This window comes from Streptomyces sp. NPDC049597 (genome assembly GCF_040675505.1).
GTDB lineage: Bacteria > Actinomycetota > Actinomycetes > Streptomycetales > Streptomycetaceae > Streptomyces.
The window spans coordinates 222,228-235,463 of the sequence record NZ_JBFAOY010000006.1 but is presented as its reverse complement, the minus strand read 5'-3'; the positions used below and the strand labels follow the sequence as shown (position 1 = coordinate 235,463).

Annotated in this window: 9 protein-coding genes; 6 read left to right on the top strand and 3 right to left on the bottom strand. The window is 71.8% G+C overall.

Translation table 11 applies throughout. The features are described 5' to 3' along the window. Positions 1 to 597: 597 nt before the first annotated feature. From AB0K02_RS10485 to AB0K02_RS10465, 5 genes are all read left to right on the top strand, one after another. The gene (locus tag AB0K02_RS10485) at positions 598 to 2,640 is read left to right on the top strand and encodes a carbon starvation CstA family protein (RefSeq protein WP_365991990.1); all 2,043 of its coding nucleotides are present in this window, start codon (positions 598 to 600) and stop codon (positions 2,638 to 2,640) included. Further along, complete coding sequence (locus AB0K02_RS10480) at positions 2,637 to 2,846, top strand: YbdD/YjiX family protein (protein ID WP_365991959.1); 210 nt, start codon at positions 2,637 to 2,639, stop codon at positions 2,844 to 2,846. Before AB0K02_RS10485 ends, AB0K02_RS10480 begins: the two co-directional genes overlap by 4 nt. A gap of 289 nt (positions 2,847 to 3,135) precedes the next feature. Further along, positions 3,136 to 4,011 (top strand): SAM-dependent methyltransferase, encoded by an 876-nt coding sequence (locus AB0K02_RS10475; RefSeq protein WP_365991958.1) that lies wholly within the window; start codon positions 3,136 to 3,138, stop codon positions 4,009 to 4,011. A gap of 108 nt (positions 4,012 to 4,119) precedes the next feature. Then, a complete protein-coding gene (locus AB0K02_RS10470; RefSeq protein WP_365991957.1) occupies positions 4,120 to 5,025 on the top strand; it encodes a LysR substrate-binding domain-containing protein in 906 nt (301 codons plus the stop codon). A gap of 89 nt (positions 5,026 to 5,114) precedes the next feature. Next, the gene (locus tag AB0K02_RS10465) at positions 5,115 to 5,687 is read left to right on the top strand and encodes a cysteine dioxygenase family protein (protein WP_365991956.1); all 573 of its coding nucleotides are present in this window, start codon (positions 5,115 to 5,117) and stop codon (positions 5,685 to 5,687) included. A gap of 112 nt (positions 5,688 to 5,799) precedes the next feature. Here the strand turns inward: AB0K02_RS10465 and zwf are convergent, their stop codons facing one another. The 3 genes from zwf to AB0K02_RS10450 form a co-directional block, all read right to left on the bottom strand. Further along, entirely contained in the window at positions 5,800 to 7,200 is a 1,401-nt protein-coding gene (gene zwf / locus AB0K02_RS10460) for a glucose-6-phosphate dehydrogenase (protein WP_365991955.1), read from the bottom strand. A 37-nt stretch (positions 7,201 to 7,237) separates the two neighbouring features. Next, positions 7,238 to 8,809 carry a GMC family oxidoreductase gene (locus AB0K02_RS10455; RefSeq protein ID WP_365991954.1) on the bottom strand — a complete coding sequence of 524 codons (1,572 nt, stop codon included), beginning with the start codon at positions 8,807 to 8,809 and terminating at the stop codon, positions 7,238 to 7,240. Positions 8,810 to 8,888: 79 nt separating this feature from the next. Beyond that, entirely contained in the window at positions 8,889 to 10,814 is a 1,926-nt protein-coding gene (locus AB0K02_RS10450; RefSeq protein ID WP_365991989.1) for a glycoside hydrolase family 15 protein, read from the bottom strand. A gap of 237 nt (positions 10,815 to 11,051) precedes the next feature. Here AB0K02_RS10450 and AB0K02_RS10445 point away from each other — a divergent pair, with 237 nt between their 5' ends. Continuing rightward, positions 11,052 to 13,163 (top strand): FUSC family protein, encoded by a 2,112-nt coding sequence (locus AB0K02_RS10445; RefSeq protein ID WP_365991953.1) that lies wholly within the window; start codon positions 11,052 to 11,054, stop codon positions 13,161 to 13,163. Positions 13,164 to 13,236 lie beyond the last annotated feature (73 nt).

Genomic DNA, 13,236 nt, shown 5'->3' with positions numbered 1-13,236 from the left:
GCCGTCGGATGACCACCGGGAGCCGACGGCGTACCGGCCGTCGGCGGTGGAGATCCGGCCACGTCGCGGTAAACCCCTGGGGGGCCGAGCGCAACTACACGGACGCAGAAGCCATGCCGGAAGGCCGCCGCGAGGCCGAACGAATCACCAGCACGGAGGAGGTGAGCCCCCAACAGTCGAGGAGTGAACCACTGATTTCGGCCAAGGGATAGACCCGGGACACGGAGAGGGACCGCGTGCGGAGTGACGATCCGACCTGCCCGTAATCCCTGGCAGCAGCGGCGAGGCACGGGCGGCACCGAACGCCGGGTCGGTCGGCCGCTGGTGAGGACCGTGGCCGAAAAGTTCTGGAAACCTGCTGTCAACCGACGCACGGCAGACCGCAACACCTTCATGAATCCGTTCCGCGGATCCACCGCGCGCCGCGACCGCCGCCGAGTGTGTCCGATCCGCTTCGCGTGGTCCCCGTGCCCCGTGCAGGAGAACCCGGCAACTGGAGCAACTGTGCTACCTAACGGCGCCCGCAGCGCGAGACCCACTCCGAAGACGATCCTGACCTGGACCGGCGTCGCCGTCGTCGGCGCCGTCGCCTGGGGCATGGTCGCACTGTCCAGGGGCGAGGAGATCTCGGCCGTCTGGCTGGTCGCGGCCGCGCTCGGTTCGTACGCCATCGCCTACCGCTTCTACTCCCGCTTCATCGCCCGCCGCGTCCTCGAACTCGACGACCGCCGCGCCACCCCGGCCGAACGGCTGGACGACGGCATCGACTACCAGCCCACCGACAAGCGCGTCCTGTTCGGCCACCACTTCGCCGCCATCGCCGGCGCCGGACCGCTCGTCGGCCCCGTCCTGGCCGCGCAGATGGGTTACCTTCCCGGCACCATCTGGATCGTCGTCGGCGTCGTCTTCGCCGGCGCGGTGCAGGACATGGTGGTCCTGTTCCTGTCCATGCGCCGCGACGGCAAGAGCCTCGGCCAGATGGCGCGCGACGAGCTCGGCAGGGTGGGCGGCGCCGCGGCGCTGATCGCCGTCCTCGCCATCATGATCATCCTGCTCGCGGTGCTCGCCCTCGTCGTCGTCAACGCGCTGGCCGACTCGCCCTGGGGCACCTTCTCCGTGGCCATGACGATCCCCATCGCCCTGTTCATGGGCTTCTACCTGCGCTACCTGCGCCCCGGCAGGGTCGTCGAGACCAGTGTCATCGGTGTCGTCCTGCTGCTGCTCGCCATCGTGGGCGGCGGCTGGGTGGAGAACTCCTCGCTGGCCGGCGCCTTCACCTGGGCGCCGACGACGCTCGTCTTCTGCCTGGTGGGATACGGGTTCGTCGCCTCCGTGCTGCCCGTGTGGATGCTGCTGGCTCCGCGTGACTACCTGTCGACCTTCATGAAGATCGGCACGATCGCGCTGCTGGCCGTCGGCGTCATGGTGAGCGCGCCGCTGCTCAGGAGCGACGCGGTCAGCGACTTCGCCGCCTCGGGATCCGGCCCCGTCTTCGCCGGGTCGATGTTCCCGTTCCTTTTCATCACCATCGCCTGCGGCGCCCTGTCCGGCTTCCACGCCCTCGTGGCCTCCGGGACCACGCCCAAGCTGATCCAGAAGGAGTCGCAGGTCCGGCTCATCGGCTACGGCGCGATGCTCATGGAGTCCTTCGTGGCCGTCATGGCCCTCGTCGCGGCCTCCGTGCTCGACCCGGGCCTGTACTACGCGATGAACGCCCCGGCCGGCCTCCTCGGCACCACGGTGGACAGCGCGTCCCAGGCGGTGGCCGGACTCGGCTTCACCATCAGCCCGGACGACCTGGCGGCGGCCGCGAAGTCCGTGGAGGAACAGACGCTGATCTCGCGCACGGGCGGGGCGCCCACCCTCGCCTTCGGCATGGCGGAGATCTTCTCCGGGGTGTTCGGTGGCGAGGGCATGAAGGCGTTCTGGTACCACTTCGCGATCATGTTCGAGGCGCTGTTCATCCTGACCACGGTGGACGCGGGCACGCGGGTCGGGCGCTTCATGCTCCAGGACATGCTCGGCAACGTCTGGAAGCCGATCGGCCGGGTCACCTGGAAGCCGGGCATCTGGATCACCAGCGCCGTCATCGTCGGCCTGTGGGGGTACTTCCTCTACGTCGGCGCCACCGATCCGCTCGGCGGGATCAATCAGCTCTTCCCGCTGTTCGGCATCGCCAACCAGCTGCTCGCGGCGATCGCGCTGACTGTGGCCACGACGCTGCTCATCAAGGCGGGCAAGCTGCGCTGGGCGTGGGTCACCGGCATCCCGCTTGCCTGGGACGTGGCCGTCACCTACACCGCCGGCTGGCAGAAGATCTTCGACAGCAACCCGAAGATCGGCTTCTTCGCGCAGCGCGAGCTGTACGCGGACGCACTCGACGCCGGAAAGGTGCTGGCTCCCGCCAAGTCGCTCGGCGACATGCAGACGGTGGTGCTCAACTCCACCGTCGACGGCGTCATCATGGCCGTCTTCCTGGTGCTGGTGACCCTGGTCATCGGCCACGCCGCCGTGATCTGCGTCCGCGCCGTACGGTCCCGCGAACCGCTGCCGACCACCGAGACGCCGTACGTGGAGTCCACGATAGAGGTGCCCGCGCCGCGGTCCGAGGCGCTGGCCGGGGCGCGGGAGCGGGGATGAGAACCGGCCCGCTGACCGAACCTCTCACGCGCCTGCTGCGGGGCGTCCGGTGGTACCTGCGGGAGATCTCGGGCACTGCGGACTACGACCGCTTCTGCCGGCGCCACCGGGAACACCACCCCGGGGTGCCGGTCCCGACCCGGCGGACGTACGAGCGGCAGCGCGCCAGGCACCAGGAGGAGAACCCGCAGAGCCGTTGCTGCTGACGGGTGGCCACCCACGTGCCGCGGGGGCGTCGGGCCGCCTCGGTCCGGTGCCCCCGCGACGGGGGAGCCGGTGGCATCGGGGAGGAGGCGGAGGGGTGCCGGGGTGTCGTTCCGCCTCGTCTCGAAGGGCGTGCGGGGTGTCGCGCCGGACACACCGCCTTGCGGCCGTCGGCGTCCCCAACTGCCGTGTGTCAGACCGGCATTACTTGCCGCAGCCTGTACCGGCTGCGAGGATCACCGGTCGATCGGCCCGGGGGAGTCGGGCCTCGACCGACTGGGGGATCATCGTATGACCGGGACCGACAGGCACGACAGGCACGACAGGCACAACAGGCCCGACGACCGGACCGACGGCACCGAGCGGGCCCACCGGGTCGACCGGATCGACACCAGCAGGCCGCACCCCGCCCGGGTGTACGACTGGTACCTCGGCGGCAAGGACAACTACCCGGTCGACGAGGAGCTCGGCCGGCAGATCATGGGCGTCGACGGCACCGCCCGGCACGTCGCGCGGACCAACCGCTGGTTCATGCAGCGCGTCACGCGCTGGATGGCGCGCGAGGCCGGCGTGCGCCAGTACCTCGACATCGGCACCGGCATCCCGACCGAGCCCAACCTGCACCAGATCGCCCAGGCCGCGGCCCCCGAGTCCCGCGTCGTCTACGCCGACAACGACCCCATCGTCCTCACCCAAGCCGAGGCCCTGCTGCGCAGCACTCCCGAAGGGGTCACCGACTACATCCAGGCCGATGTGCGCGAACCGGAGCGCATCCTGGAACAGGCGTGCGAGACCCTCGACTTCACCCGGCCGGTGTCCCTGTCGCTGGTCGCACTGACGCATTTCCTGGACGACGACGACCGCCCGTACGACCTGGTGGAGCGGCTCGTGGCGGCGCTGCCCCCGGGCAGCCACCTCGTCCTGTCCCAGCTCACGGCCGACCTCGACCCGGACGCCGTGCTGCGCGGCGTGCAGATGTACTCCGCGGGCGGCGTCACCCTCGTCCCGCGCACGCACGCCGAGGTGTCCCGCTTCTTCGACGGGCTGGAGCTCGTCGAGCCCGGCGTCGTCCAGCTGACCCGGTGGCACCCCGAGCTGGCCGTGGACGAGACCGTCGACGAGGACGCGGTGATCTCCCTGTACGGCGCGGTGGCCCGCAAGCCGTGAGGGGGCCACGGGAGCACGCCGGGCGTCCGGGCCGCGCCGGCGGTGATTTCCCGCCGGTGCGGCCACCCCAAAGAACGCTTATGGCACGCTCCTGCCTATGATGCGCCGGTGTTCGATTCCCGGCACATCAGGACGTTCCACGAAGTCGTCAGGACCGGCTCGTACTCGGCCGCGGCCCGTGCCCTCGGCTACACCCAGCCCGCCGTCACCCAGCAGATGAAGGCCCTCGAACGGGACGTCGGCTCGGCGCTGTTCGTACGGGTCGGGCGCGGCATGCGGCTCACCGAGGCCGGACAGGCGCTGTCCCGGCACGCGAGCAGCATCCTGGACTCCATGTCGGCCGCGCAGGAGCAGGTGAACGCCCTGACCCGGCTGCGCACCGGCCGGGTCCGTCTCTGCGCCTTCCCCAGCGCCAACTCCACCCTCGTGCCCGAGACCCTGGCCCGGCTGACCGCCTCCCACCCCGGCATCCGCGTCGACCTGCTGGAGGACGAGCCGCCCGAGTCGCTGCGGCGGCTGGCCCGAGGGGAGTGCGACGTCTCCCTCGCCTTCACCTACCCCGGACTGCGCCAGCACGTGCCCGACGAACTGGTCGAGATCCCGCTGCTGGAGGACCAGTTGACCGTTCTGCTGCCGCGCGCCCATGTTTTGGCGCGGCGGCGCATGGTGCGCCTCGCCGACCTCGCGGGGGAGCGCTGGATCGCCGGGTGCCCGCGCTGCCGTGCCAACCTGCTGCACGAGTGCGCCGAAGTGGGCTTCGTGCCCGACATCGCCTTCATGACCGACGACAACCTCGCGGTGCAGAGCCTGGTCGCGGAAGGGCTCGGCGTGGCGATGATCCCCGCGCTCGTCCTGAACTTCATGCGCCACGAGAAGGTCGCCGGCCGGCCCCTGCAGCCCTTCTCGCGGCGCAAGATCTTCGCGTACGTGCTGCGCGAGCACCTGAGGGTTCCGGCCACCTCGCTGGTCCTGGAGGAACTGCGGACGGTGGCGGCCAACAAGGTCGGCTGCTGAGCGTCGACGCGCCACTCATAAGCGCCGCTTGGAAGAACCCAGGAAATCGTCGTTGGACGTGAGGACGCGCGCGGCCGGACGCTGCCCGCATGACGACATCACCCACCGCCTTCACCGCGGCCCGGACCACCGCCCGTCTCGACGCGCTGATCGACGGCGTGCGCGAGGCGGTCGGGCGCGGCCTGCCGCCGGACCTGACGGCGCATCTGGTCGGCGAGCGCCTCGCGCCGCACCTGGGAGCGGACGACCTGCTCACCCCCGAGCAGTGCGCGAGCGATCCGGAGCGCTACCGGCAGCATCTGCTGCACGCCGAACACGACGGCAGTTTCTCGCTCGTCGCCCTCGTCTGGCTGCCGGGGCAGGGCACCGGAATCCACGACCACGTGGCCTGGTGCACCACCGGCGTCCACCGGGGCGAGGAGGACGAGCGCCGTTACCGGCTCGTCCCCGCCGAAGGCCACGGCTCCACGGCGCGCCTCGTCCCCACTGCCGACGTGGTGGCCCGGCAGGGCGAGGTCTGCGGCTTCGCGCCGCCCGGGGACATCCACCGCGTACGCAACGGGGGTTCGCAGACGGCGATGTCCCTCCACGTCTACGGCGCGGACATCTCCCGCCTCGGCACCAGCGTCCGCCGGGTCTACGACCTGCCGGCCGAGGGCTGACCGCCGCGCCGGGCTGCGCCCTGTTGCTCGGGGAGGGAAGGTCCCGCATGTACGACCTCGGGCCGCTCCGGGGACGGCGGTGACCCGGGGCCGGGCGCCGGCCGGCGCGTGATCAGGACGGGCCGGTCCCGGGTGGCAGGGGGTCGTGCCAGCGCTCACCGGGCCGCAGGACCGTCTCGGCCTCCTTCGGGCCCCAGGTGGCCTGTTCGTACGGATGCGGGAGGTCCTCCGTGTCGCCGAGCACCGGGTCGACGACGCTCCACGCGGCCTCGACGGTGTCCTGCCGGGCGAACAACCAGCGTTGCCCTTCCATCGCCGCGCCGATGAGCCGGTCGTACGGGCGCATGTCCTGTCCGGCGCTCTCGTGGAAGGTGAGCGCGTCGACCTGCGGCCGGGCGCCGGGGCCCGGCTTCTTGCCGATCATGGCCCATTGCATGGCCGTGTCGGGCCGCAACCGGACGCGCAGGTGGTTGGAGTCGAGGGCGGGGCCCAGACCGAACGTGTCACACGGCGGGCGCCGGAACGTGACCACGATCTCCGTGGCCGTCATCGGCAGTTTCTTCCCCGCCCGGATGTACACGGGAACCCCGGACCAGCGCCACGAGTCCACCGCGAACCGCGCCGCCACGAACGTCTCGGTGCGGGAGCCCGCGGCCACGCCCTCGACGTCGTCGTACCCGTCGTACTGGCCGAACACGGTGTCGTGCGGGTCGAGCGGCCGCAGGGCCTCGATGACGCGTGCCCGGGAGTTCTGCCAGTCGGCGAGGCCCGGCCCCTCCGGCGGGTCCGCGGCCACGGTGGCGAGCACCTGCAGCAGATGGTTCTGCAGGACGTCCCGCACGGCTCCGGTACGGTCGTAGAAGCGGCCCCGGTCGTCCACGCCGAACGCCTCGGCCATCGTGATCTGGATGCTCTCGACGTAGGTGCGGTTGAGCAGTGGCTCGAGAACGGAATTCGCGAAGCGGACGAACATAAGGTTTTCGATCTGCTCCAGACCGAGCCAGTGGTCCACGCGGAAGACCGCGTCCTCGGGGAACACCTCGTGGACGGTCGCGTTGAGCTCGCGGGCGCTGCGCAGGTCCGTCCCGAAGGGCTTCTCGATCATCACGCGGGCCCCTTCGGCATGCCCCGTGGTCGCGATGCCCTGGGTGATGCGGCCGAACAGCGCCGGCGGGACCTCCAGGTAGAAGAGTGCGCGCCGGGAGCCTTGGAGTTCGCGGGCCAGGGTGTCGTATGTCGCCGGGTCGGTGAGGTCGCCGTCGATGTAGCGCAGTGCGTCGAGCACCCGGCCGGCCGGGGCGCCGGACGGGTCGATGCCGTTGTGGCGGAAGGAGGCGGTCGCGTAGTCCCGGAACTGGTCCGGTCCCCAGCCGCTCTTCGCCACACCGATCACGGGCACGTTCAGCAGCCCCCGCCCCGCCAGTCCGGCGAGCGCCGGGAACGTCTCCAGTTTGGCGAGGTCTCCAGTGGCGCCGAAGACGACGAGGGCGTCGACGCTTTCCGTTGTTGCCATGGTCTCTCCCGTGCGGTGGCGCTGGGGGCCGGGGTCATCAGAGCCGTTGGACGAGGTGGTCGCCGACACGCAGGGCGTTGGCCATCACCGTCAGGGACGGGTTCACCGCGCCGATGCTCGGGAGGAATCCGGCGTCGACGACGTACAGGTTGTCCAGGTCGTGAGCACGGCAGTTGACGTCCAGGGCCGAGGAGTTTGGATCGTCCCCGAAGCGGACGGTGCCCGCCTGATGGGCCGTGGCGCCGATCGGCATGTCCTTGTGCAGATAGACCATGTGGGGCAGCAGGCGGTGGGGGTGCATGCCCAGGTCGTCCAGCATGCCCGCCAACTTGTGGCGCAGGCGCCGCAGGCCCTCCGTGTTGGTGTCCCTGAGCGTGAGACGCACGCTGCCGTCCGGGCCCACGGTGACCCGGTTGTCGGGGTCGGGCAGGTCCTCTGCGCAGAGCCAGAAGTCCACCGAGTGGTGGGCCAGCACCTCCAGGGGCATGTCCGGGGGTGAGACGCCCGCCCAGTGCGGGGCGTCGGCGCGGATCTGCTCCGCGTCCGACTTGCCGAGCATCTGGATGCCGCCCAGTGGGTAGTCCCAGTCGTCCGCGCCGAGGTACCAGTCGTTCACGGCCAGGGTCTTCTGGAAGCGTGTGGGATTGGGTTCCCGCGACACCGCCATGAGTGCCTCGTTGTTGTGCCGGAGGTAGTGTCTGCCCACCACGTCCGAGCTGTTGGCGAGGCCGCGGGGGTGGAGCGCGGAGGCCGACTTCAGGAGCAGGACGGCTGAGTTCACCGCGCCGCAGGCAACGGCGAAGACGTCCGCCCGGAAGCGGACGGTCGTGCCGTCCTCCAGGGTGGTCACCGCCTCGGTGACGGTCCGGCCGGTGGGATCCGTCTCCAGCCGGTCGACCCTGGCGTGCGTGAGCAGCGAGACGTTCCCGTGGCGCAGGGCCGGGGTGACGCAGACGACTTCGGCGTCCGACTTCGCGAGCAGGAGGCAGGGGAAGCCGTCGACCCGGTCGCACCGGACGCAGGCGCTGTCACGGGTGGGCAGTCCGTCGGGGCCCTCGGAGAGGTCGACGCCGATGGGCAGCGGAAAGGGGTGGAGTCCCAGCCCGCCGAGCCGGTCGGCGAGTTGCTGGATGCGCGGCTCGTGGGTCACCGGCGGATGCGGGTAGGCAAGGCTCGCCGGACCTTCGGTGGGGTCCGTGCCGTGCCGGCCGTGCACCCGGTAGAGCTGTTCCGCCTGTGAGTAGTAGGGCTCCAGGTCCGTGTAGTCCAGCGGCCACCCCGGCGACAGCCCGCCGTGGTGCCGTATCTCGTGGAAGTCCTCGGGCCGCAGCCGGAACAGGGCCGCGCCGTAGAACTTGGTGTTGCCGCCGACGTAGTAGTTGACCTCGGGCGCGAAGGGCCGGCCCTCCTGGTCGTACCAGATGTCGTCGGCGCGGTAGCGCGACTCGACGAACACGGCACGGGACTGCCAGTTGTCGCGCTCCCTCGGCAGGTAGCCGCCCCGTTCGATGATGAGGACCCGCTTGCCCGAAGGGGCGAGGCGGTGGGCGAGCGTGCCGCCACCGGCTCCGCTGCCGACGATGACGACGTCGTAGTGCTGATCGTCCACAAGACCCTCCGTGGCGTTTGCCCCGGACACAGGACGGACTCCTTCAGGCTAGTTCCGCGCCGCTCGGACCGCATCCGCGTCACAACAGGTGGGGCGGCACGCTGCGACGGCGTTTCGGCGCCCGGTCCAGCACCAGCCGGTCGATGGCGTCGTCGAGCGTCGTCGCGGCCATGATGAGCGCCAGGTGGGTGAAGGCCTGCGGGAAGTTGCCCAACTGCTCGCCTGACGGGCCGATTTCCTCGGCGAAGAGCCCGACGTGGTTGGCGTAGGTGAGCATCTTCTCGAAGGCGAACCGGGCCTGTTCCAGGCGCCCCGCGCGCGCGACGGCGTCGACCCAGAGGAAGCTGCAGAGGCTGAAGGTGCCCTCGTTGCCGCGCAGCCCGTCGGGCGAGGCGTGGGGGTCGTAGCGGTAGACCAGACTGTCCGACACCAGGGAGCGCTCCACGGCGTCCAGCGTGCTCAGCCAGTCGGGGTCGGTGGGGGAGGCGAAACCGACGCGCGGGACCAGCAGCAGCGAGGAGTCGAGGACATCGTCCCCGTAGTGCTGCACGAAGGCACGGCGGCTGTCGCACCATCCCTTCTCCATGACTTGGGCGAAGACGGTGTCGCGCGCCGTCCTCCACCGTGCCACGTCGGCCGGCCAGGACAGCCGGTCCGCGAGCCGCAGGCCCCGGTCGAAGGCGACCCAGGACATGACCCGGCTGAACGTGAAGTCCTTGCGGCCGCCCCGCGTCTCCCAGATGCCGTCGTCGGGCTGGTCCCACAGTGTGGTGAGCTCGTCCAGGACGCGGGCGACGGCCTTCCATTCGCGGGCGGACAGACCGCGGCCGTCGTCCGGGCCGTGCGCGCCCCTCCCCTGTGCGAGGGCGTAGAGGGCTTCGCCGTATATGTCCAGCTGCAGCTGGTCCTTGGCCGCGTTGCCGACCCGCACGGGAGCCGAGCGCCGGTAGCCCTCCAGGTGCCCGAGCACCTCCTCCGGCAGGTCGGGGTCGCCGTCGACGCGGTACATGATCTGCAGGGGAGTTCCGTCAGGCCCGTGCGGCAGGTCCGCCCTCTGCGAGAGCCGCCGCATCAGCCAGTCGGTGAAGGCGGTCGCCTCCTCCACGAAGCCCAGGTCGAGCAGGGCCCGTACGGACAGGGAACCGTCCCGTATCCAGGTGTAGCGGTAGTCCCAGTTGCGCTCCCCGCCGACCTGCTCCGGCAGCCCCATGGTGGCGGCGGCGATCGGCGCGCCCGTCGGCAGGTATGTCAGCAGTTTGAGCGTGATCGCCGCGCGGTGCACCATGTCCGGCCAGCGGCCGGTGTAGTGCGTGGTCCGCAACCAGCCCTGCCAGAACCGGATCGCCTGCCACAGCCGGTCGGTGAGAGCGCCGACGGCGACGGGCTCGGGCGCTTCGCCGCCCGCGTCGCAGACGGTGAGGGCGACGCCCGCCGTCTCACCGGCGTTCAGGACGACCGTGCCGTCGACGTCGTCGCCCTGCCGGCGAAGGGGGAACGTGGCCTGCAGATGGGCGTCGAGACGCGCACCGCGGAACACGGCCCGCCACTCGCCCGTCGAGCCCGGCCCCTCGTCCGTGGAGAGCATGTGGCGGTCGCGTCCGAAGTCGAAACGGGGCGCGCACTCCAGACGGAAGCGTATGGTGCCGCGCATGCACCGCAGGACTCGGATCAGGGTGTGCCGGTCGGAGGGCGTGGGGGAGAGCAGGGGAGGCATCCAGTCCATGAGTTCCCCGACCCCGTCCGGCGACATGAACCGCGTCACCAGGACCGCCGTGCCGGGGTAGTACAACTGCTTGCTCGTCCCTCGCTCGCTTGTCCCGTCGGGAGCGTCGGGCCCCAGACTGAAGTGCCCTCCGACGTCATGGTCGAGGAGGGCGGAGAAGATGCCGGGCGAGTCGAACCGCGGGGCGGCGTACCAGTCGACGACGCCCTCGGACGAAATCACGGCCGCCGTCTGCAGATCGCCCACCAGCCCGTGGTCCGCGATGAGGGGGTATCGCTGCACGAGACACTCCAGGTGGTCCGTCAGTGTCATTATCCGACTCCCGACCGGATCCGTCGCCCTGGCGGCCCCGCCCCTCGCCTCCGCGCAGTCGCCCCGCGCCGGGGACGCCGCGGGGGCCTACGCTGGAAGACGGGCCCGCCGCCGACGGCGTGGCCCGCCGATTCGCCGGCTCGTCGGAGGTGGTGTTGGCCTTGCACCGCACACGCGCGGCTTGTGGTACGCGAACGCCTTCCCGCCGTGCCTGACGACCGGCCACTGGACGCACCGCGACGCCGTGACGCCCTGCGTTCGGCGGTCAGGGTGACCGTCGCGGTCTGCGCCGGCTTCTACACCTGCCGGTACGGCCTGCAACGTCCGGTCATGTCGGTCTACGCGCTCTTCGGCGTCATCGCCTTCGGGGTGCTGTCCCGGATGACGGGGTCGGGTCGCGCCCGGTCGGCCGGTGTGGTGAGGGCACTGCCGGCGGCGCTCACGCTCACCGCCGTCGGCACCCTCCTCGCGGTGCACACCTCGACGGCGGTGCTGGGCATGGCCGTCGTCGGTTTCACCCTCACGTTCAGCGCCGTCGCGGGACCGCGCGTCGCCGGGCCGTCCAGCGGCCTCCAACTGTGCTACATCCTGGCCTGCTTCCCGCCCTACGCTCCGCAGCAGACCGGCAACCGGCTCGCCGGACTGGCCCTCGGGATGGCCCTGCTCGCCGCGGCGGAACGATGGCTCCTGCCCGAGAAGCCCACCCGCGGATACCGGGCCCGGCTGGCCCTCGCCTCCGCCACGGCCGCGCGGCTCGCCGCCGGACTCGCCGCCGGCGGCCGGACCGGGGACGGCGCCGACGACCGCACGGTGGACGCCATCGCCGACGACCTCAGTCCCGCGAGGCTGCCGCAGGGCGAGCGGCCCGCGGCGCCGTCCCGGACCAGCCGTGCCTGTGCCCAGGCCGGGGCGTCCGCCCGGACGTTGCTGCACCAGCTGAGGGGCCTCACCCGCATCCGGCCCGACTGCCCCGACGCGCTCGCCGCGGCCCTGCTGGAGGCGGTCGCGGACACGTGCCGGAACAGTGCCGAAGCCCTGGGCGACCGGGCACCGCCGCGACCGGGCGCCGTGCACGAGGCCATCGTCCGGTTCCAGGCGGCGCGACGCCGAGCCGTCCACGAGCGGCCCGAGCCCGACCCGCGCTTCCGGGCGGCCGTGCTCGCCGCGGCCGAGTCGGCCCGCAACCTCGAACTCGCCGCACGGGTGGCCCTGGGCGGCCGACGTATCGGCCGCGTGGAACCGCGGTCCCTGTTCTGGTACGCCGACGCACCCACCTGGTGGCTGTGGGCCCGGCGCGTACGCGCCCACCTGACCCCCCGGTCGGTCCTCTTCCAGAACGCCGTCCGGGTCGCCCTCGGGCTCGGCGCCGCACGACTGGTGGCGGGGCTGCTGGACCTCTCCCACGGCTTCTGGGTCCTCCTGGCCGTCCTCACCCTCGTACGCACGACCGTGGTGCAGACCCGTCAGGCGGTGGCGCGCGCCCTCGTGGGCACGCTCGCCGGCGCTCTGTGCGCAGCCGCGCTGCTCACGGTGTTCGGCCCCGACAGCGTGGTGTACGCGGTCCTTCTCGCGCCCGTCATGGTCGCGGCGTTCACCCTGGGACCGCTGTGGGGCATCGCCTGGGCCCAGGCGATGTTCACGGTCCTGGTGTCCGTCGTCTTCGCCCAACTCGCGCCCGCGACATGGCAGCTGGACGAGGTCAGACTCCTGGACGTCCTCATCGGCAGCACGATGGGCCTGTTGTGCGGACTGGTCGCGTGGCCCAGGGGCGCGCGGCGCGAACTGCTCAACGCGATGGCCCGGCTCCTGCGGGAGTGCGCCGGCCTGGTCTCGTCCGTGACGGCGGCGATCCTCACCGGCCCGGGCCGGCGCACCCCCGTCGACGGCGAGCCGGCCTCCCACGCCCTGGTCCTCGCGCAGACCGCCTACGCCCAGTACCTGAGCGAGCCGGGCCCACCGGAACAGGACGGCGACGCCACGGACTGGCACGTGGCCCTCATGGTCGGCCAGCACGCCCTGGCCGGCAGCTACTGGATCCCCCTCTACGACCGGCCGGACCGCGCCGTCCTCACCGAGCGGGAAGGGCACGAGGCACGGCGGCAGGCCGGCGCGCTGTCACGCGCGCTGACCGCCACGGCGGCCGCCGCCGACGGGAGCGGCCCGTCGTACGGCCCCGCCGAACCGCTCGCCCCCGTCGGCCCACCGGCCGCCGACGCACCCGAACTGGCCGACCTGCAGCAGTGGTTGGCCGTCCTGCGCAACGACGTGCACCTGCTGCGTGATTCCGCGCGCCGGCCGCACGCCGCAGGCCCGTCCTGACCCACCGCACCGGCCGGCGCCGCGGCGACGTGCGCCGCTTCGACGCCCGCCCGCCCGCGAGCGCGCGCGCCGA